This window comes from Cobetia sp. cqz5-12 (genome assembly GCF_016495405.1).
In the GTDB taxonomy this organism is placed as follows: domain Bacteria; phylum Pseudomonadota; class Gammaproteobacteria; order Pseudomonadales; family Halomonadaceae; genus Cobetia.
Map to the genome: position 1 here is coordinate 520,780 of NZ_CP044522.1, position 17,339 is coordinate 538,118.

Consider the following 17,339-nt stretch of genomic DNA (forward strand, 5'->3'; position numbering starts at 1 on the left):
TGTCTCCATCATGCGCACGCAAACCGAGCCACGTCTTGATGTTTTCTGTACTGAGAATCTGGTCATGACATCGTCATCTTTTGCGTCGAAAAGGAGTTCGCGCATGTTTACCCCATCAGTCCCGACCCGTAATGGCCCTCAGTGTCCCGAATGCAACGAAGCGCTGGATTGGCCTGCCCGTGATCTGCCGGATGATCACATCCTCAAGTGCCCGAACGGCCATGCGTTGTGTTCGATGGGCGATTTTCGCCTGGCGGCACGTGAGATGGCGCTGCAGGAAGAGTTCCGCCTGACGCGTGATGGCGCCAGGTCACACGGGCAGCACCGTGTGCCGGAGCGCTCCGTCGCACGCATGTCCAACACCGCAAGTCACGGCACTAGTCATGAGTCGCTTGCCGGCAGCATCAGCGCCGCGTGACATCTGTCTGTCTGCGCCTGCCTCTCAAGCCCCGGCCACCGTGCCGGGGCTTTGCGTCTGAGCGCAGTGAAGGCCGTGCCTGGGTGAGGGATCTCGGTAAGACAGCTCGAGCCGAATGACGAGCGACTCCTCGCCAGCGGGGTTGCATGCCGTGTGAGTGGCCCCATGTCTTGAGTAGACGCCAATCGACCAGCCTCAAGGCGAGCGGCCCAGACACCGAACAGGAGAATGCTTCATGCCAGATCTTTCCGAGGAACTGCGTATTCCCAAGCCGTGCCCGGACTGTGGCAGCCAGCGAGTCCGCGTCTCGCAGGTCCACAATCCCGATGACAAGGTGTTCTGTGCATCCTGTGGCACCTACGTCTGCCTGTATGCTGATGTGGCCAAGATGCGAGAGGAGGGCGCGAGCAGCGAAGCGGAAGAGCTGCTGGAGCAGGCGTCCAACAAGGGCATGAAGAAGTGACCTGATCCCCGGCATGAGACACTGTCAAACGAAAAGGCCCCCCACCGTGAGGTGAGGGGCCTTTTAGTTTGTCGGGCGCACTTCATGTCAGGCGCAGACCCTGTGCTGGCGGGCCCGTGCCTGGGGTCGCGTCTAGCTCTCGTCACCCTGGCTCGGGGTAGAGGCCTTGGCGATGGCGCCAGTGTTGTCGGCGGCTTCCAGCTTGGCCAGCATGTTCTCTGACTGACGCTTGAAGTTGGCGAGCGCCTTGCCGGACAGAGACTTGTTGTTCGGCAGCTGAACGCGCATGGCATCGACCTGGCGGTTGTTGACCATCACCTCATAGTGCAGGTGCGGGCCGGTGGAGCGGCCGGTGTTGCCTGACAGGGCGATCTTTTCACCCATGGTCACGCGCTCGCCTTTCTTGACCAGCGGGCGTGACAGGTGCAGGTAACGGGTCTTGTAGCCGTTGTCCATGCGCAGCACCAGATAGCGACCGGCCAGCGGGTGGTTGCCGACCAGCTCGACGACGCCATCCGCGGTGGAAAGTACCGGCGTGCCGACACGCACCGCGAAGTCAGTGCCCTTGTGCGGGCTGATGCGTCCGGTCACCGGATGGCGACGGCTGAGGTTGAACGGCGAGCTGATGCGCGCCTTGTGCGCCAGCGGATAGCGATTGAAGGCCGGGTCGAGGCCCTTGCCATCAGGGGTGTAGTAGCGGCCATCACTGTTGTTGCGCACCACGGTCAGTGACTTGCGAGACCCTTCGTAGCGTGCGGCGAGGATGCGGGAGTCCATGCTGGTGCCGTCGATCATGTCGGACTCGACCAGCACCTGGAACTTGTCACCCTTGCGCGTATCGCGACGGAAATCGATCTTCTTGCCCAGCACCTGGGTCAGCTGGCTGACTTCCGCGACGCCCAGACCAGTGGCTTCCGCCGACAGGGAGAAGCTGCCACTGACCGTACCGGCGAACATGCGCTGAGTGGCCTGGGTCGCCTTCTCGATCTTGGCGACATTGAAGCTTTCACCGCCGGCCTCACGCTTGACCATGAAGCCGCGACGCGCGTCCTTCATGATGCGCAACGCCAGCAGGTTGCCGTCTTCATCCAGCTTGTAATCGAAGTTGTCGCCGATGCGCCAATGCGTCAGCACGCGCTTGTCAGGCAGCGCCTTGAGGATGCGCGTGGTTTCGCTGTAGCCAAGCCCCAGCGAGCGCTCCGCCATCACGGCAAAGGTGTCGCCGGCCTGCACGGTATAGGTCTGCCACTCGGGCACATAGACTTCCTTGGCCGCCAGTTCGGTCTGCAGCGTCGGGCTTTCACCGAGCTCGACCGGGTCGACGGAAAGGTCGTCATAGGAGGTGCCGCCGGCCTGTTCGTCGGTCGCGGTGCCGATGACGGCTTCTGCGGTCTTCACCGCCGCCGGCGCCAATGCCACGATCGGGCCTGCTGTCTGGTTGTCGGGATGATAGTTGGCATCCGTCAGCAGCGTCGGCATGTCGAAATCGATAGCGACGATCTCGCTGGGCGTCAGCGCTGCCAACGGGATGTCACCGGAGGCCGAGCTGACCGGAGTCTGATCGCCGAGCTGCGCCGGGCTCAGGGGAGACTGAGTGTCATCGGCGGCAGCAATCGCCAGCGGCAGTCTAGCTGGGGTACTGGAATTCGCACTGGCCAGGTCGATGGCGATGGACTGTGAGGCCGTAGAGACATCAGGAGAATCGAATGTTTCGAGAAGCTTGTGAGCACCCAGCACGGTAACCATGGTGGCAACAGGTAAAAGAAGATACTTGTGCGCGCGAGGGAGCGAATGAAGGATTCGCAGCATATGTGACCGATAAAGTTATGTGAAATGAAAAGATGGCAACAATGAGGCATTCGAACCTTAACCAAGGTTCCCATCGTTCGATAGGCTGGACGCATGTCCAGTATGAGTAATTCAACCCTGTTTAGATCATTGACGGCGCAATTGGCGGTACCGGCAACATGAGGTCTGGCGAAAATAGCGCCATTTTTGCTTAGGAAACGCTGTTCAGGCAGTAAATCCTGCTTGGTGTTAAATTTTGTAAAGTTACGCAAAATAGCGTATTTGGCCTCCTGCATTTCAGAGGATGCCGACCTGATGTCCGAGGATTGCGACCAGATGTCGGGAGTCTGACAGCACAGAATGCTCTTTTGCTCCCGTCGGGTTGCAGTATCAGGTGTCTGGTTTTTTGCGTCTGGCATGTCAGGATTGCCCGGTGCATTCCCGCACGCCCCGCAAGAGGAACTCCGATGTCGTCACGCGTGACACTGGCCCAGTGGCAGATGCTGGCCGCCGTGGTGGACCACGGCAGCTTCGCGCGCGCGGCGGCCGCGATCCACAAGAGTCCCTCGACCCTGAATCACGCCGTGCATCGTCTCGAGGCCTTGCTGGGCGTCCAGGTGCTGGAGCCGGTCGGGCGCAATGTCCGACTGACCGAGGCGGGTGAACTGCTGCTGCGCCGGGCGCGTCAGCTGATCGAGAATGCGCAGGCACTCGAAAATGTGGCCGATGCGCTGTCGGCAGGCATGGAGAGCGAGATCGCCATCGCGGTGGATCAGCTGTTTCCGTCGGATGTGCTGGCACGGGCGCTTGAGGCCTTCTCGACGGCCTACCCTCAGGTGCGCGTCCAGCTACATGAGACGACGCTGACCGGCGGGCGCGAGCTGTTCGAGGAAAAGGAAGCGGACCTGTTGATCAGCGGCCTGATGCTGGATGGCCATCTCGGCACCCCGTTGTTGCGTGAAACCTTCATCGCCGTGGCGGCGCCGGGGCACCCGCTGCATGCCCTGGGGCGACCGCTGGATCTGCGTGACCTCGTGCAGCATCGACAGCTGGTGGTGCGTGACAGCAGTCGTTCAAGCGGCATGGATGCCGGTTGGCTCAAGGCCGAGGCGCGCTGGACGGTCAGTCATCTGGCCACGTCAGTCGATCTTGCCGAACGCGGGCTGGGCTTCGCCTGGTTGCCCCGTACCCGCATGAGCGATGCTCTGGCTCGGGGGCGGCTGCTGCCACTGCCGCTGGCCAATGGCGGCGAGCGCGAAGTGTCGCTGATGCTCTATCTGCCGGACGATGATCGCGCGGGCCCCGCCGTCCGCGCGATGAAGGCGCAGCTGCACGCTGCCGTCGAGCAGGACGCCAGCGAGCGGCGCTCCTGAAAGCGTATAGGGTCTGAAAAGCGTGAGGGCTTGAGAAGAGCGCACAATGTGATCGTTCGAGAAACTCGATCGTTGCCACGCAGTGAATTCGCTTGCGCTGTCGCGCTCGACTCTTAGGCTGGGGACACCCCCCCCCCCAAGCCATACAAGGAGCGTGCAAGATGGGCTTACTGGTCGACGGCAAGTGGCAGGATCGCTGGTATGACACCGACAGCTCCGGCGGTGAATTCAAGCGCGAAAGCGCGCGGCTCAGAGATTGGGTCGTGGCGCCCGATGCCCCGCTCGAAGGGCCGCAGGGACAAGCGGCCGTGCCTGCCAGCGCGGACCGCTTCCACCTCTACGTCTCGCTGGCTTGCCCGTGGGCGCATCGTGCGCTGATCATGCGCTCTCTCAAGGGGCTCAAGCCGCTGGTCGGCATGTCCTACACCAGCCCGTTGATGCTCGAACATGGCTGGAGCTATCTCGAGGAAGAAGGCTCCAGCGGTGATCCGATCAATGGCGTGCGCTATCACCATCAGCTCTACACCCTGACCGACCCGCACTACACCGGCCGTGTCACCGTGCCCGCGCTGTGGGACAAGCAGACCGGTCGCATCGTCAACAACGAGTCGGCGGAGCTGGTGCGCATCTTCAATGACGCCTTCGATTCGCTGACCGGCAATGATCTGGACTTCTATCCGCAGGACCTGCGCGGCGAGATCGATGCCATCAATGCCGAGGTCTATGACAAGGTCAACAATGGCGTCTACAAGACAGGCTTCGCCACGCGTCAGGAGGTCTACGAGCGTCATTTCGCGGCGCTGTTCGAGTGCCTGGATTCACTCGAGCGCCGGCTTGCCGACTCGCGCTATCTCACCGGTGAATGGCTGACCGAAGCCGACATCCGCCTGTTCACCACCTTGATCCGCTTCGATGCCGTCTACTTCGGGCACTTCAAGTGCAATCAGCGCCGTATCGCCGACTATCCCAATCTCTCGCACTATCTTCGCGAGCTGTATCAGTGGCCGGGCATCGCCGAGACCTGTGATCTTGCGCATATCAAGACCCACTATTACGCCAGTCAGCAGACCATCAATCCCACCGCCATCGTGCCGGTCGGCCCGAGCCTGGCGCTCGACGCTCCCCATGATCGCGAGCGGCTGCCGGGCCAGGGCATTCGTCGTCACGCCTGAGGTATAGAAGTCTGAGCTGATCAAGCCTGAATTGATGGCGAGCAGCGGCGATTGGATCAGGTGCGCGGTGTCGGGCGTCTGATCTTCGCCAGCCAGCGGTCCAGTGCATTGCCGAAGTCGCGTTGCTCGCGCTGACCGTAGGCGGACGGACCGCCGGTGTGCTCGCCGCTGGAGCGCATGCTCTCCATGAAATCGCGCATCTGCACCTTGGCGCGGATGTTGTTGCTATCCAGCGCTTCGCCGCGGGTCGTCATCACCAGCGCGCCTTTCTCGATCGCCTCCAGTGCCAGCGGCAGGTCGGAGGTGATCACCATGTCGCCGGGGTGGGCGCGCTCGACGATCAACTGATCGGCCGCGTCCGCACCCGCCGGGACCGAGATCGCCTTGACGTGCATCGAGCGCGGCAGCGGTACCTGATGATTGGCGACGAACCAGGTGGGGGTCGCGGTGCGTTCCGCCGCGCGCACCAGGATGTCACGCGCGGCGCGCGGACAGGCATCGGCGTCGACCCACAGCGTGATGACATGCTCGGCGGGATCTTCTGGAGAGGGGGCGTCATGGTCTTGCGCGTCAGTCATGCAGGCTCCTGTCAGGTGGCTGTCTAGCGAGTCGTGATGGCGGGGCGCATGTCTGCCCGAGGACGGGTGGCCTGCGACCAAGGTCAAAAGAAAGGATGCAGAATGCGTGAGAGGCTGCTAGAATGCCAGCTCCTCGCATGTAGTGACCCACCATCCTGAGTAGCCGAGCCCGACGTGATCGCCTTTCTTTTGGCCATCAGCCGGTATTTCGCGCCTCCCGGACCGCGTGGCGTAGCTTGCCCCAGCCATCCGTGACCCCTCGATTCGATCGATGTCCGGCCGCCGCGATGCAAGACCCGTCCCTGTCCACAGTGTGCATGATGGAGCGCCCCGAGACTCTGAGTAGAAGAGCCTCTGGTTGCTGTACGGTCGCCGCAGCGTTGTGCCTGAAAGTGGAATTGCGTCCACCTTCAGAGCAACCCGGGCCCGTCCATGCCAAGACGTCCAGCACTCGTACGTTTTTTCTGATGATGCCAGCGCCTCGTGCCTGACTGCATCGCCAGACGGAGCCCTTACGCTTCGTGTCGGTTCAACCCGACCCATTCTTCAGCTGCAAGCCTTACTTGTAGCCATTTAGGTGTGAGATATACATGACCACGACTTCCGTCGTCGATCGCTTCAGCGATCTTGCCCTGCTGCCTGCCGTCCTGACCTCTCTCGAGAAGCTGGGCTACGAAACTCCGTCCCCGATCCAGGCTCAGACCATCCCGAGTCTGCTCGAAGGCCGTGACATGATCGGCCAGGCACAGACGGGTACCGGCAAGACCGCTGCCTTTGCACTCCCGCTGTTGACCCGTCTGGACCTCGACCGCCGTGAACCGCAGGTTCTCGTGCTGGCCCCGACCCGTGAGCTGGCCCAACAGGTCGCCGTCAACTTCACACGTTACGGTCAGTTCATGCGTGGCCTGGAAGTGGCCACTCTCTGCGGTGGTCAGGACTACCGCGAGCAGATGCGCAGCCTCAAGAGCGGCGCGCAGATCGTCGTCGGCACCCCGGGTCGTGTCATCGACCACCTGGACCGCAAGAGCCTGAACCTGAACGGCCTGAAAGCCCTCGTGCTGGATGAAGCCGATGAGATGCTGCGCATGGGCTTCATCGATGACGTCAAGCGCGTCGTCGCCGATACCCCGAAGGAAGCGCAGCGCGTCTTCTTCTCCGCGACGCTGCCGACCGAGATCGAGCGTATCGTCAACCGCTACCTGGTTGATCCGGTCAAGGTTGCCATCAAGTCCGAATCGCGTACCGCTTCCACCATCGAACAGATGATGGTGCGTGTCGAAGGCGGCGCCAAGCTCGAAGCGCTGTCACGTCTGCTGGAAGTCGAGACCGTCGATGCGGCCATCGTCTTCGTGCGTACCCGTGCCGCCTGTACCACTGTCGTCGAACAGCTGATCGCTCGCGGTATCTCCGCGGCAGCGCTGTCCGGTGATCTGGACCAGTCCCTGCGCGAGCGCACCGTGACTCGCCTCAAGCGTGGCAAGGTCGACGTGCTGGTCGCGACCGACGTCGCCGCTCGTGGTCTGGACGTGGCGCGCATCACCCACGTCTTCAACTACGACCTGCCGGGCGACAGCGAATCCTTCGTCCACCGTACTGGCCGTACTGGCCGTGCCGGTCGTGAAGGTCGCGCCATCACCTTCGTCAGCGGTCGCGAAATGCGCAAGGTTCGCTGGATGGAGCAGGCCCTGGGCCAGCGCATCACCGAACGCCAGCTGCCGAGCGAAGAAGAGATCCGTGGCCACCGTGACGCCGCCTTCCGTGCTCGCGTCGTCGAAGCCCTGGGCAGCAGCTCCAACGGTCACCGCGCTCTGGTCCAGAGCCTGGTCGAAGAAGGTCACGATCCGGTCGAGCTGGCCGCTGTCTTCGTCAAGATGGCTCGCGCCGAAGAGACGCCGATCCAGTCTCTGCCGAAGCCGGGTGCGCGTCGCAACGAGCGTTCCGAGCGCGGTGAGCGTTCCGAGCGTCCGGAACGTGGTGAGCGTCGCAACTCCGCGCCGGTCGCACGTGAAGGCATGAAGCTCTACCGTGTGGCCGTCGGCCACCGTGACGGCGTCAAGCCGGGCCAGCTGGTTGGCGCTCTCGCCAACGAAGGCGGCATCGAAGGGTCACGCATCGGTCGCATCGACATCCGCAACACGCACAGTGTCGTGGAACTGCCGAGCGGTCTGCCGACCAGCATCGTGTCCAAGATGGCGCGTGCTCGCGTCGCTGGCCGCCCGCTGGAACTGGCAGAAGACGGCGCGGGCGCTCGTCCGCAGCGCCGTGAAGGTGGCAACGACGACCGTCGTCGCGCCTGATCAGGTCTGGGTCTCGAGCTTGAGCCTGGCCGGTACTGATCGCAGTGCTGGCCACGGCTTCTGAAAAGACCGGTATCTCTCACGAGGTGCCGGTTTTTTTGTGCCTGGACGAAAGGCGTCACCGGGGCTGGTATCCTGTGCTGTCATAGCGGTGGAGCGTCCACCGTCCATCATTTCCCGAGGATGCACAGATGATCTCTTCACTCGATGCCCTGCGCCGTGGCCTGCAGGCCACGCCTGCCCGCCAGCTGATGCTGTGTGCTCTGCTGGTGTCACCATGGGGGCCAGTCACGACGGCCCACGCCGAATCCGATATCCCGGCCAGCCATGCCACGCCGGAAATTCGCGTGCCCTTGGTTTCGCTGGAGGCCCTGCGTCTGGCGCCGGTGGTCTCACCGCAGGGCGAAGCCCTGGGCAAGGTCGAGGATGTGCTCAGTGACACCCGTGGTCAGATCCATCGCCTGCTGATTCGTCCTGATGGCGGCGACAAGGCGGCCAGCATCGATTTCGCGCGCTTCACTCGTGAGGCGGTCAGTGACCCGCTGGCGGCTGCGGCGCCCGGCGACATCCGCTACCGACTGGTGCTCGACATGACGCCGGAGCAGCTGCTGGCACGCGCGGACCAGCCGCTGTCCAACCGGTTGTCGCGTCAGCTGGAACGCAGCATGGGGGAGGTCGGCAACGGACTGGATATCTTCCGCAATCAGGCGGCGGAGGTGCTGCGTTCACTGGGCAAGCAGCTTGAAGGTGAGGGCGATCGATAGCATCTGAGGGAGAAAGACCCGCAACCGCCGTGAGGGAATGCATGAGTAAGTGCATGAGTGAGTGGACGACAGCACTGCATGATTGGAATCTCGACCCTGCCGCCGCCGTTGCCAAGCAACGCGAAATGGCCACTCGACTGACGCTGACGCCGCCCTGGGGTACAAGCCTCGACGAGTGGCCAGCGACCATCACGGGGGTCGATATCGGCTTCGAGGATGAGGGCGAGGTGACACGTGCGGCGGTGGTGACGCTGGATCTGGCGACGCTCGAACCCCTCGAGCAGCAGCTGATCCGTCAGCCGACCCGCATGCCGTATATTCCGGGCTTGCTGTCGTTTCGGGAGCTGCCCGCCGCCATCGCTGCCCTGGAGTCACTGGAGCGTGCGCCTGAATGCCTGATGGTGGACGGCCACGGCATCGCCCATCCACGCCGCCTGGGCGTAGCGGCGCATCTCGGCCTGTGGTGTGACCTGCCATCCTTCGGCGTGGCCAAGAAGCGTCTGTGCGGCAAGCATGGCGAACCGGGCGATGCGCGCGGTGACTGGGTCGCGCTGACCGATCGCGTGCGTGAGGCGGATGGCGAGCTCGGCATCATCGAGAATACCGAGCTGCCCAGACGCGAACAGCGCAGCCAGCTGGGCGCCGTGCTGCGCTCGCGCGCGAAGGTCAAGCCGGTGTTCGTCTCGCCGGGCCAGCGCATGAACCTGGACACGGCGCTGGCGATGACCCTGCACTGTCTGGGCAAGACCAAGCTGCCCGAGCCGACCCGACTGGCGGATCAGCTCGCCAGCCGCCGCCTAAAGCGGCTTCGCGATGCCTGACCGCCGCTAGCCTTCGATCTCCAGTCGGCTCTGGCCGTTGCCCGAGGGTCGCACCGCAATACGTACCGGAATGCGTTCGTGCATCTCGGCCACATGCGATATCACGCCGACGCGACGGCCGCTGGCCTGCAGGCCATCCAGTGCCTCCATCGCCAGGGCCAGCGAGTCCGGATCAAGGCTGCCGAAGCCTTCATCGATGAACAGCGATTCGATGCGTAGCTCGCCGGAGGCCATGCCCGCCAGACCCAATGCCAGCGCCAGCGAGACCAGGAAGGTCTCGCCTCCGGACAGCGAGTGCACGCTGCGCAGCTCGTCACCCATCTCGGTATCCACCACCACCAGTCCCAGCGGGCTGGCGCCGCGTGCCAGACGATAGCGGCGTACCAGGTTGGCCAGATGCAGGTTGGCATGCTCGATCAGGCGTTCGAGATTGAAGGCCTGGGCGATGGTGCGGAACCTGGCGCCGCTGGCACTGCCGATCAGCTCCGACAGTGCTCCCCAACGCTCATGGACTGCGCGGGCGCGGGCCAGCTGCTCGCCGAGTTCAGCGCTGCCACTACGACGTTGATCATCATTGAGTATCGCGGCCTGCGCTGCCTGATGAGCTTCTCGCACCTGGTTGAGCGGTGTCTTGAGCGCCGCGGTCAGGCTGGCGAGCAGACTTGCAAGCTCCGTCAGGCTATCGCCGTCAGGGGCTTGTTCTGCTGCTTGCTGACTGCGGGAAGACAGCAGTTGCGACTGTAGCTCAATTGCCTGCCTGGCCTGAGCACGAATGACGCCTGCCTCCTCAGCCCCCGATGCACTGTCCTCCGCTGTGCCTTCTCCCGCTGTGTCCTCCCCTGGTCTGCCCACAGCGGGCGCTGCCAGCTGTTCGAGTACCGTCTGCCAGCTGGAGGTCCGAGCGGCCTGCCAATGGGTGAGCTGACGCGCATTGCGCTCCTCACACAGGGCATCCGCCCGTGCGACTCGCTCATGGGCGCTACGGAGTTGCTGGCGCAGTGCCTGCAGCTCGTGATCCTCGATGGCCAGCAACTCCGCGATGCGCGTGTCATCCAGGCCGGGATTCGCGGCCTGCCAATGCGCGCGTTCGCTGTCGAGCGAGTCTTGCTCCTCGCGCAGCTCCGTCTGGCGTTGCTGCAGGTTGGCCTGCTGCTGCGTCAGCTGCTGTTGCTGGTCACTCAACTCCTGCAGTGCCTGCCGCGCATCCTCTTGCTCGTTGCGCATCCGGGTGGTCAGCGACTCGATCCAGTCGGACCAGTCGCTGACGCTGGCATGCTGTCGCTTGGGGTCTGCGCTCAGCTGCTGGGCAAGCGTGGCGCTGAGTTGCTCGATCTCGCTCGCCAGCGCAGTGATCTGCGTCTCGCATTGTTGAAGCTGCGTTTCGCCATGCTGACATTGCGTCGTCAGCGTGGCGTGGCGTGTTGCCAGTGCCTGGCGTTGCTCGCGCAGCGGCGTCAGCTGACGCAGCGTCGTCACCAACGTGTTCTGGTGGGCGTCCAGTTCCTCAAGGCGCTGCTCGATCAGTTGCAGTGCCTGGGCAGCAGGCAACTGCGGTAATCGTGCAAGCTGGGGCTGCTCCGACAGCGAGTGCCGGGCCAGAAGATCGGTCAGGTTCGACTGGCAGGTCTGCGTCTGCTGCTGCAAGCGTTGCCGCTCCGTATGCAGCTGGGTCTGTTCCTGCTGCAGATAGCCGAGCTGCTGCTCGAGGCGCGCGTGCTCGTGACTGGCCGCCTCCATGGCTTGCTGCGCGGTGGCCGTGGCCTGGCGGCGCTGGTCAAGGCGTTCGCGGGCCTGCTGTTCCAGCTGAGCGATCAGCGCCTCGGCCGGTGCGGCCTGGCCGGCGGCGGGGTGCTCGTGGCTGCCGCACACCGGACACTCCTCGCCTTGGACCAGCCCGCGGCGCAGCGCCATCACGTTGTCGCTGCGTGCCAGACGCTCCTGCTCCTGCTGGCGGCGTTCGGCGTCTTCCTCGTGGCGCGCCTGATCACGGGCCTGCAATGCCTGCGCCTGCCGGGCAGCCACCTCGCTCAACGCCTGTTGCTGTCGGGGCAGCTGCTTCTCCAGCTCGACAAGACGCTGCTGCACCTCATCACGGCGGGCCAGACCACTGATCTGCTCGCTGAGTACGGGCTTCAGTTCCAGCAATGCATCGCGCTGACGTTGCAGCTGGTCACGATAGTCTTCAGCATCGCGCAGCGGCTGGCCGGACTCGTCGACCAGCGTTGCCTGCAGCAGCTGGAGTTGCTGCTCCAGCTGCTGGCGCTGGCGATCCTGAGCCTCCAGCTCCTGCCGATGTTGGACGAGCGTATCGCGCAGGCGTTGCTGTTCACTCTGCTGGCTGGCGTGTGCTTCGCGTTGCTGCGCCAGACGCGAGGCCACCTGACGTGCCTCTTCAAGCTTCGGCAATTGCTCGCCGCGCCAGGTATCGCAGCGCTGCATGCGTTCATCGGCGGTGTGCCTGGCGGCTCGGGCCTGCTCAACTCTGGGCGACAGAGTACCGAGCTGCTGCTCCAGCTGGGCCAGTTGCGTGACCAGCTGCGCATGCTGCGGCGCGATCGCCTTGAGGCGCAGCAGGGCAGGGCGAATCGGCGCGAGGGCTTCCAGGGCGCTGAGTTGCCCGCGCTGATGGGAAAGCGCATCGCTGGCGGCGAGGGCCTCGGTCTGCTCCTGCTGCGCCTGACGCAGGGCCTGTTCGAGCTCGCCTGCCGTGGTGGTCCACTGGTGATAGGCTGTCAGCGCATCATGCTGTTCGCTGAGCCGGGTCATGGCCGTCTGGCGTAGACGCACCTCCTCCTCAAGCGCCTGGCGCTCCTGCGGGCTGGCCGGTAGCTGGCCTTCCAGCTGGCGCTCCAGTTCGCTGACGGCTTCGCGGGCTTTTTTCTCACGCTCATGGGCCGCCATCGAGATCTCGGAGTAATGGCCGGTATCGGTCAGCTTCTCCAGAAGTTCCGAGCGCTCGTTGTCATTGGCGCGCAGGAAGGCGCTGAACTCACTCTGGGCCAGCAGCACGGCGCGGGTGAACTGTTCGAAGTTGAGCCCCAGCTTGTCGATGATCAACGCCTTGGCATCGTTGCTGGTGGTGTTGAGGGTCTGAGCCGGCTGGGTGTCATCGTCAGGCGTCAGCAACTGTAAATGCTGCTTGGCATTCTGCAGGCGTCCACCGGGCTTGCCGCGTGCGCGGCTGACCGTCCAGCTGGCGCGATAGCGCAGGCCATCGCGGCCGATGAAGTCCACCTCGGCCTTGCCTTCTCCGCAGCCACGCCGGAGCAGGCTGCGCGGGTCCTTGAGGGTCAGCTGATGCTCGCCGACATCCTCCAGCTGGCCGCCACTCGGCGTCTGGCGCAGTCGTGGTGTGGTGCCATAGAGCGCCAGGCACAGGGCATCGAGCAGCGTGCTCTTGCCGGCCCCGGTGGGGCCGGTAATGGCGAACAGGCCGGCATCGGACAGCGGCGCCTTCTCGAAGTCGACTGCATGTGCGCCGGCCAGTGAGGCCAGGTTGTCGAGGCGCAGGGCGAGAATCTTCATGCCTGACCTCCCTTGGCCTTGTCTGTCGAAGCCGTCTTGTCTGCCTTGCGAGCGGGCCGGGTGGCCGACTCACCTTCGAGGCGCGCCTCACGCGCGGCCTCGACTTCCTCGAGCAGCTGGGCGAAATCCTCGATCAGCGTCGGGTCTGGTTCACTGTCATAGGTGGCGCGATAGTGGCGCTCGAACAGCCCCATCGGTCCCAGCTCATCAAGTTTCACGCCCTTCGGCTGGCGATTCTCGAGACTGGGTTTCGGGTAGCGCGTGACCAGCTTGATCAGGCGCAACGGAGCATCTTCCAGCAGTGCCTCGATGCGCGCGCGCAGGTCGATCAGCGGCGCCTCCAGTTGCACGGTCACTTCCAGCCATGGCCAGCGTGCCTGTTCGAGTTCACGGTCTGCCTCGGCGGCCAGCGCCGTGAGCCGGGTCGTGATCTCGCTCAGTGGCGCAGGGCCGATGCGCGTGAGCGCGACATGGCAGGGCACGCGATGCTCCTCGACTCTGTCGAGCCTGTCTTCGTCGAGCGTGACCTCGAGAATGCGATGACCATAGTCGACCTCGGAGAAGTCCATCGCCAGCGGCGTGCCGCAATAGCGAATACGCTCCTGGCCGCCCACGCGTTGCGGACGATGCAGGTGGCCGAGCGCCACATAGGCGATGTCGTCGGGGAACAGGCTGGTCGAGAGCGCCTCTTCGCCCCCCATCAGGATCGGACGCTCGCTGTTCTCGGAGACCTCGCCGTCACGCATGTGCGCGTGACCCATGGCGATCAGCGCCTCGCCGGGCTGGCGGGCGGCACGCGCCTCGCTGACCAGCTGCTCGTGCACACGGGCCACGCCGTCGCGGTAGGCCTCGCTGCGGGTGCGTTCGGCCTTGCCTGCGGCTTGTCCTTCCTGTTCGGCTTGCTCGCCGCTGCTCAGGCCGGTGACCTCGGCCGGGCGCAGGAAGGGCACCGCCAGACACAGGGCGCGGCGCTTGCCGTCACGATCATGCAAGGGCACCAGCAGATGCTGGCAGTCGAGGCTGTGGGCATCGCCGCCGTCGGCGGAATCATCCACCCAGCGCACGCGACCCAATGCATGGGTCTTGAGACGTGCCAGCAGGGCAGCCGGAAGCTCGATGCGCGAGCCGGAGTCGTGATTGCCGGCGATCATCACGATCTCGAGCGCCGCGTCCTGCTCGTGGGCGCGCACGATGAAGTCGTAGAGCAGCTCCTGAGCAGCCAGGCTCGGATTGACCACATCGAACAGGTCTCCGGCGATCAGCAGCGCATCCGGCGCGAGACTCTTGAGCTGCCCGAGCAGCCAGTCGAGAAAGGCGGCATGTTCGACATGGCGGCTCTGGCCGTGAAAGCTCTGGCCGAGATGCCAGTCGGAGGTATGCAGAAAGCGGAAGCTCACGATGGGGTCCTTGCGAAGTCGTCTGGCCGGCGGCTGGGCTGGGGCAAGCCGGGCCGGGTGAAATGCTGACCAGTGTACGGTCTGGCTTCGCTGGGGCGGAAGAGGGCGCAGCCTCAAGCCGCTCAAGGTGCGGCGCATTATCAGGCAGATGATCTGGATCAAGGCCTTCCACGGGCAAAATCGACAAAAGTCGCTACGCTGAAAGTCGAGGCCCTTGTCACTCACCGACAAGCCCACGCGATGGCAGCGTGTGGGAGTTGCCTCAAGCGAATCACATCAGCGGAGAAGCCCGCATGGGGCTTTCTTGTGCACAGTCTTCGCAACGTCTTCACGCTGACTTGGATAACAATCAGGCTGGTGACAGAGGATGCTGTTACCGACGCCCAGAGATGACAGGAAGGATTCGAAATGCGCCAAGGTCTTTTTGCTTCACCTCGTCCCGACAATCTCGGCCTGCATGATGGCATGCTGGCTCCGGCCCCCAGTACCCCCAACGGGGTCAGTTCCCAAGCCACTGACAGCAAGCATTATGTCGCGCCACTCCCGATGCCGCAGGACTGCTGCGTCAGTGCGATGGAGAAGTTGCACGGCATCATAGAATCCATGGGGCATGCTGAAATCGTCAGCGAAGATGGCGGCTATCTGCACGCCGAGTTCCACACTCCCGTGCTGGGCTTCGTCGATGATGTGGAAATCGTCTGCAATGAAGAGGAGGGGGTCTGTCATGTGCGCAGCGTTTCGCGCAGAGGGCACTCCGATCTCGGCAAGAACCGTCAGCGGGTCGAGGACATTCGCCAGCGTCTGGAAGGCTGGGGCTACTGCAGCTGACGCTTGTCGATGAACCTGAACTTGAACCTGAACCTGAGCCTCGGGCATCGCCCGGCAGGCGAGGGAAGATGACTCACTGTATGACGCCCACCACATCCCTCATTGCTTGAACTACGTAGAATGATGTCCACCACCCCGGTCCGCCTTGTCGAGGCACTGGGGTTTTTCATGCCGACTCTTGCCAAGGTCGGGGTGATTTCCCGCAAGCCCCCTGCCAAACAGTGAGCGAACGCTACCCAGCCAAGGTCGCCTTTGCTACTCTGGACGCGATACATGAGACGCATGATTGCATCGATCTGTATTGTGTTTTTTGCAATGCAGTGATGCGTCGTACGCTGGCAGGATTCCGCGTGATCGCCACGCCTCCGGGGCAACCCCGGTGCTTTCAGTCATCATCAGCACGATTTCCGCTCCGTGATGGATGATGTTTCTCGGTTGGATGATGTCTCTCGATTCGATGATGTTTCTCGACAGGATGATGTCTCCCCGACTGAAAGCCTCCAAGACAAGATGTGCGACACGTGAATCACCCTTGACCATCGCTGGACACCAGCCCCCGCTAAACAGAGATCCATGAACGATTCCGTCCCCGCAGCGGGCTCCGCCTCCGCTGCTCACGATTTGCCCAACGAACATTCGCTCAAGCGTGGTGACATCAAGGTACTCGGTCTGTCCGCTCTCGGCGGCGCCCTCGAGTTCTATGACTTCGTCATCTTCGTGTTCTTCGCCACCGTCGTCGGTCAGCTGTTCTTCCCGCCCGACATTCCCGAGTGGCTGCGTCAGGTGCAGACCTTCGGCATCTTTGCCGCCGGTTATCTGGCGCGCCCGCTGGGTGGCATCATCATGGCCCACTTCGGCGATACGCTGGGCCGCAAGAAGATGTTCACGCTGTCCATCTTCATGATGTCGCTGCCGACCCTGCTGATGGGCATGCTGCCGACCTATGCCGTCATCGGCATGTGGGCGCCGCTGCTGCTGATCATCCTGCGCCTGTTCCAGGGCGCGGCGGTCGGTGGTGAGGTGCCGGGTGCCTGGGTGTTCGTCAGCGAGCACGTATCACCGCGTCACAATGGCCTGGCCTGCGGCACCCTCTCGATGGGGCTGGTGGGCGGCATCCTGCTCGGCTCGCTGATGGCCAGCGCCATCAACAGTGTCTATACCCCGCAAGAGGTCAGTGATTTCGCCTGGCGGATTCCGTTCATCATCGGTGGCGTGTTCGGGCTGTTCTCGGTCTATCTGCGTCGCTGGTTGCACGAGACGCCGGTATTCGCCGAGATGCAGCAGAAGAAGGCGCTGGCCGCCGAGCTGCCCTTGAAGATGATCCTGCGTGAACAGCGTCCGGCGATTGCCGTGGCGATGGCCGTCACCTGGATTCTGACCGCCGCCATCGTGGTCGTGATCCTGATGACGCCGAGCCTGATCGCGGAGCTCGAGGGCCTGACTCGTGCCGCCGCCTTCTCCGCCAACAGCCTGGCGATCGTGGCGGTGTGCATCGGCTGCATCGTCTCCGGTTACATGGTCGATCGCATCGGCGCCGGCGTCACCCTGGTGCTGTGGAGCGCTCTGCTGGGCATCACCTACTGGGTCTTCCTCGCCACCATGCACTCAGACCCCAGCCTGCTGGTGCCGCTCTATTGCCTGACCGGCTTCAGCGTCGGCATCGTCGGCGCGGTGCCGAGCATCGCGATCCGCGGCTTCCCGCCGGCGGTGCGTTTCACCGGCCTGTCGTTCTCCTACAATGTCGCCTACGCCATCTTCGGTGGCTTCACGCCGATTCTGGTCTCGCTGATGATGACCGTCTCGCCGCTGTCGCCCACCTGGTACGTGGCGGCGCTGTCACTGATGGGCGTGGTGCTCGGCCTGTGGCTGGCGATCAGCCCGCGCGGCCGCGAACTGATGCGCATCATCTGATCAG

General features: G+C 63.7%; 13 protein-coding genes. 9 read left to right on the top strand and 4 right to left on the bottom strand.

Translation table 11 applies throughout. The annotated features are described in order from the left end of the window. The first annotated feature begins 103 nt into the window (after positions 1-103). A complete protein-coding gene (locus F8A90_RS02305) occupies positions 104-418 on the top strand; it encodes a hypothetical protein (RefSeq protein ID WP_200018757.1) in 315 nt (104 codons plus the stop codon). 235 nt (positions 419-653) lie between these two features. Next, complete coding sequence (locus F8A90_RS02310) at positions 654-881, top strand: hypothetical protein (protein WP_200018759.1); 228 nt, start codon at positions 654-656, stop codon at positions 879-881. 132 nt (positions 882-1,013) lie between these two features. On the opposite strand, the gene F8A90_RS02315 is transcribed toward F8A90_RS02310, so the two are convergent. Continuing rightward, complete coding sequence (locus tag F8A90_RS02315) at positions 1,014-2,627, bottom strand: peptidoglycan DD-metalloendopeptidase family protein (RefSeq protein ID WP_233593411.1); 1,614 nt, start codon at positions 2,625-2,627, stop codon at positions 1,014-1,016. 509 nt (positions 2,628-3,136) lie between these two features. Here F8A90_RS02315 and F8A90_RS02320 point away from each other — a divergent pair. Together F8A90_RS02320 and F8A90_RS02325 are read left to right on the top strand one after the other, a co-directional pair. Then, positions 3,137-4,042, top strand: a complete 906-nt coding sequence (locus F8A90_RS02320) for a LysR family transcriptional regulator (RefSeq protein ID WP_166019802.1) — start codon at positions 3,137-3,139, stop codon at positions 4,040-4,042. 161 nt (positions 4,043-4,203) lie between these two features. Further along, positions 4,204-5,214, top strand: a complete 1,011-nt coding sequence (locus F8A90_RS02325) for a glutathione S-transferase family protein (RefSeq protein ID WP_200018763.1) — start codon at positions 4,204-4,206, stop codon at positions 5,212-5,214. 56 nt (positions 5,215-5,270) lie between these two features. Here the strand turns inward: F8A90_RS02325 and F8A90_RS02330 are convergent, their stop codons facing one another. Beyond that, entirely contained in the window at positions 5,271-5,792 is a 522-nt protein-coding gene (locus F8A90_RS02330) for a YaiI/YqxD family protein (protein WP_200018765.1), read from the bottom strand. 590 nt (positions 5,793-6,382) lie between these two features. Here F8A90_RS02330 and F8A90_RS02335 point away from each other — a divergent pair. From F8A90_RS02335 to F8A90_RS02345, 3 genes are all read left to right on the top strand, one after another. Continuing rightward, complete coding sequence (locus F8A90_RS02335) at positions 6,383-8,089, top strand: DEAD/DEAH box helicase (RefSeq protein ID WP_166019804.1); 1,707 nt, start codon at positions 6,383-6,385, stop codon at positions 8,087-8,089. A 191-nt stretch (positions 8,090-8,280) separates the two neighbouring features. Next, the gene (locus F8A90_RS02340) at positions 8,281-8,853 is read left to right on the top strand and encodes a hypothetical protein (RefSeq protein WP_200018767.1); all 573 of its coding nucleotides are present in this window, start codon (positions 8,281-8,283) and stop codon (positions 8,851-8,853) included. Positions 8,854-8,906: 53 nt separating this feature from the next. After that, positions 8,907-9,674, top strand: a complete 768-nt coding sequence (locus F8A90_RS02345; protein WP_200018769.1) for an endonuclease V — start codon at positions 8,907-8,909, stop codon at positions 9,672-9,674. Between the two features lie 6 nt (positions 9,675-9,680). Here the strand turns inward: F8A90_RS02345 and F8A90_RS02350 are convergent, their stop codons facing one another. Together F8A90_RS02350 and F8A90_RS02355 are read right to left on the bottom strand one after the other, a co-directional pair. Then, positions 9,681-13,199 carry an AAA family ATPase gene (locus tag F8A90_RS02350; protein WP_200018771.1) on the bottom strand — a complete coding sequence of 1,173 codons (3,519 nt, stop codon included), beginning with the start codon at positions 13,197-13,199 and terminating at the stop codon, positions 9,681-9,683. Next, positions 13,196-14,596: an exonuclease SbcCD subunit D C-terminal domain-containing protein gene (locus F8A90_RS02355; RefSeq protein ID WP_233593412.1), complete on the bottom strand. Its 1,401-nt coding sequence runs from the start codon at positions 14,594-14,596 to the stop codon at positions 13,196-13,198. Before F8A90_RS02355 ends, F8A90_RS02350 begins: the two co-directional genes overlap by 4 nt. Positions 14,597-15,004: 408 nt before the next feature. On the opposite strand from F8A90_RS02355, the gene F8A90_RS02360 reads away from it, so the two are divergent. Together F8A90_RS02360 and F8A90_RS02365 are read left to right on the top strand one after the other, a co-directional pair. Further along, complete coding sequence (locus tag F8A90_RS02360) at positions 15,005-15,424, top strand: DUF1499 domain-containing protein (RefSeq protein ID WP_043333122.1); 420 nt, start codon at positions 15,005-15,007, stop codon at positions 15,422-15,424. 573 nt (positions 15,425-15,997) lie between these two features. Beyond that, positions 15,998-17,335: an MFS transporter gene (locus tag F8A90_RS02365; RefSeq protein ID WP_200018773.1), complete on the top strand. Its 1,338-nt coding sequence runs from the start codon at positions 15,998-16,000 to the stop codon at positions 17,333-17,335. Positions 17,336-17,339: the final 4 nt, after the last annotated feature.

Bases quoted from the DNA above. Each gene is read 5' to 3' on its own strand.
- F8A90_RS02305 (WP_200018757.1), top strand. From the start codon at position 104: ATGTTTACCCCATCAGTCCCGACCCGTAATGGCCCTCAGTGTCCCGAA.
- F8A90_RS02310 (WP_200018759.1), top strand. From the start codon at position 654: ATGCCAGATCTTTCCGAGGAACTGCGTATTCCCAAGCCGTGCCCGGAC.
- F8A90_RS02315 (WP_233593411.1), bottom strand. From the start codon at position 2,627: ATGGTTACCGTGCTGGGTGCTCACAAGCTTCTCGAAACATTCGATTCT.
- F8A90_RS02320 (WP_166019802.1), top strand. From the start codon at position 3,137: ATGTCGTCACGCGTGACACTGGCCCAGTGGCAGATGCTGGCCGCCGTG.
- F8A90_RS02325 (WP_200018763.1), top strand. From the start codon at position 4,204: ATGGGCTTACTGGTCGACGGCAAGTGGCAGGATCGCTGGTATGACACC.
- F8A90_RS02330 (WP_200018765.1), bottom strand. From the start codon at position 5,792: ATGACTGACGCGCAAGACCATGACGCCCCCTCTCCAGAAGATCCCGCC.
- F8A90_RS02335 (WP_166019804.1), top strand. From the start codon at position 6,383: ATGACCACGACTTCCGTCGTCGATCGCTTCAGCGATCTTGCCCTGCTG.
- F8A90_RS02340 (WP_200018767.1), top strand. From the start codon at position 8,281: ATGATCTCTTCACTCGATGCCCTGCGCCGTGGCCTGCAGGCCACGCCT.
- F8A90_RS02345 (WP_200018769.1), top strand. From the start codon at position 8,907: ATGAGTGAGTGGACGACAGCACTGCATGATTGGAATCTCGACCCTGCC.
- F8A90_RS02350 (WP_200018771.1), bottom strand. From the start codon at position 13,199: ATGAAGATTCTCGCCCTGCGCCTCGACAACCTGGCCTCACTGGCCGGC.
- F8A90_RS02360 (WP_043333122.1), top strand. From the start codon at position 15,005: ATGCGCCAAGGTCTTTTTGCTTCACCTCGTCCCGACAATCTCGGCCTG.
- F8A90_RS02365 (WP_200018773.1), top strand. From the start codon at position 15,998: ATGAACGATTCCGTCCCCGCAGCGGGCTCCGCCTCCGCTGCTCACGAT.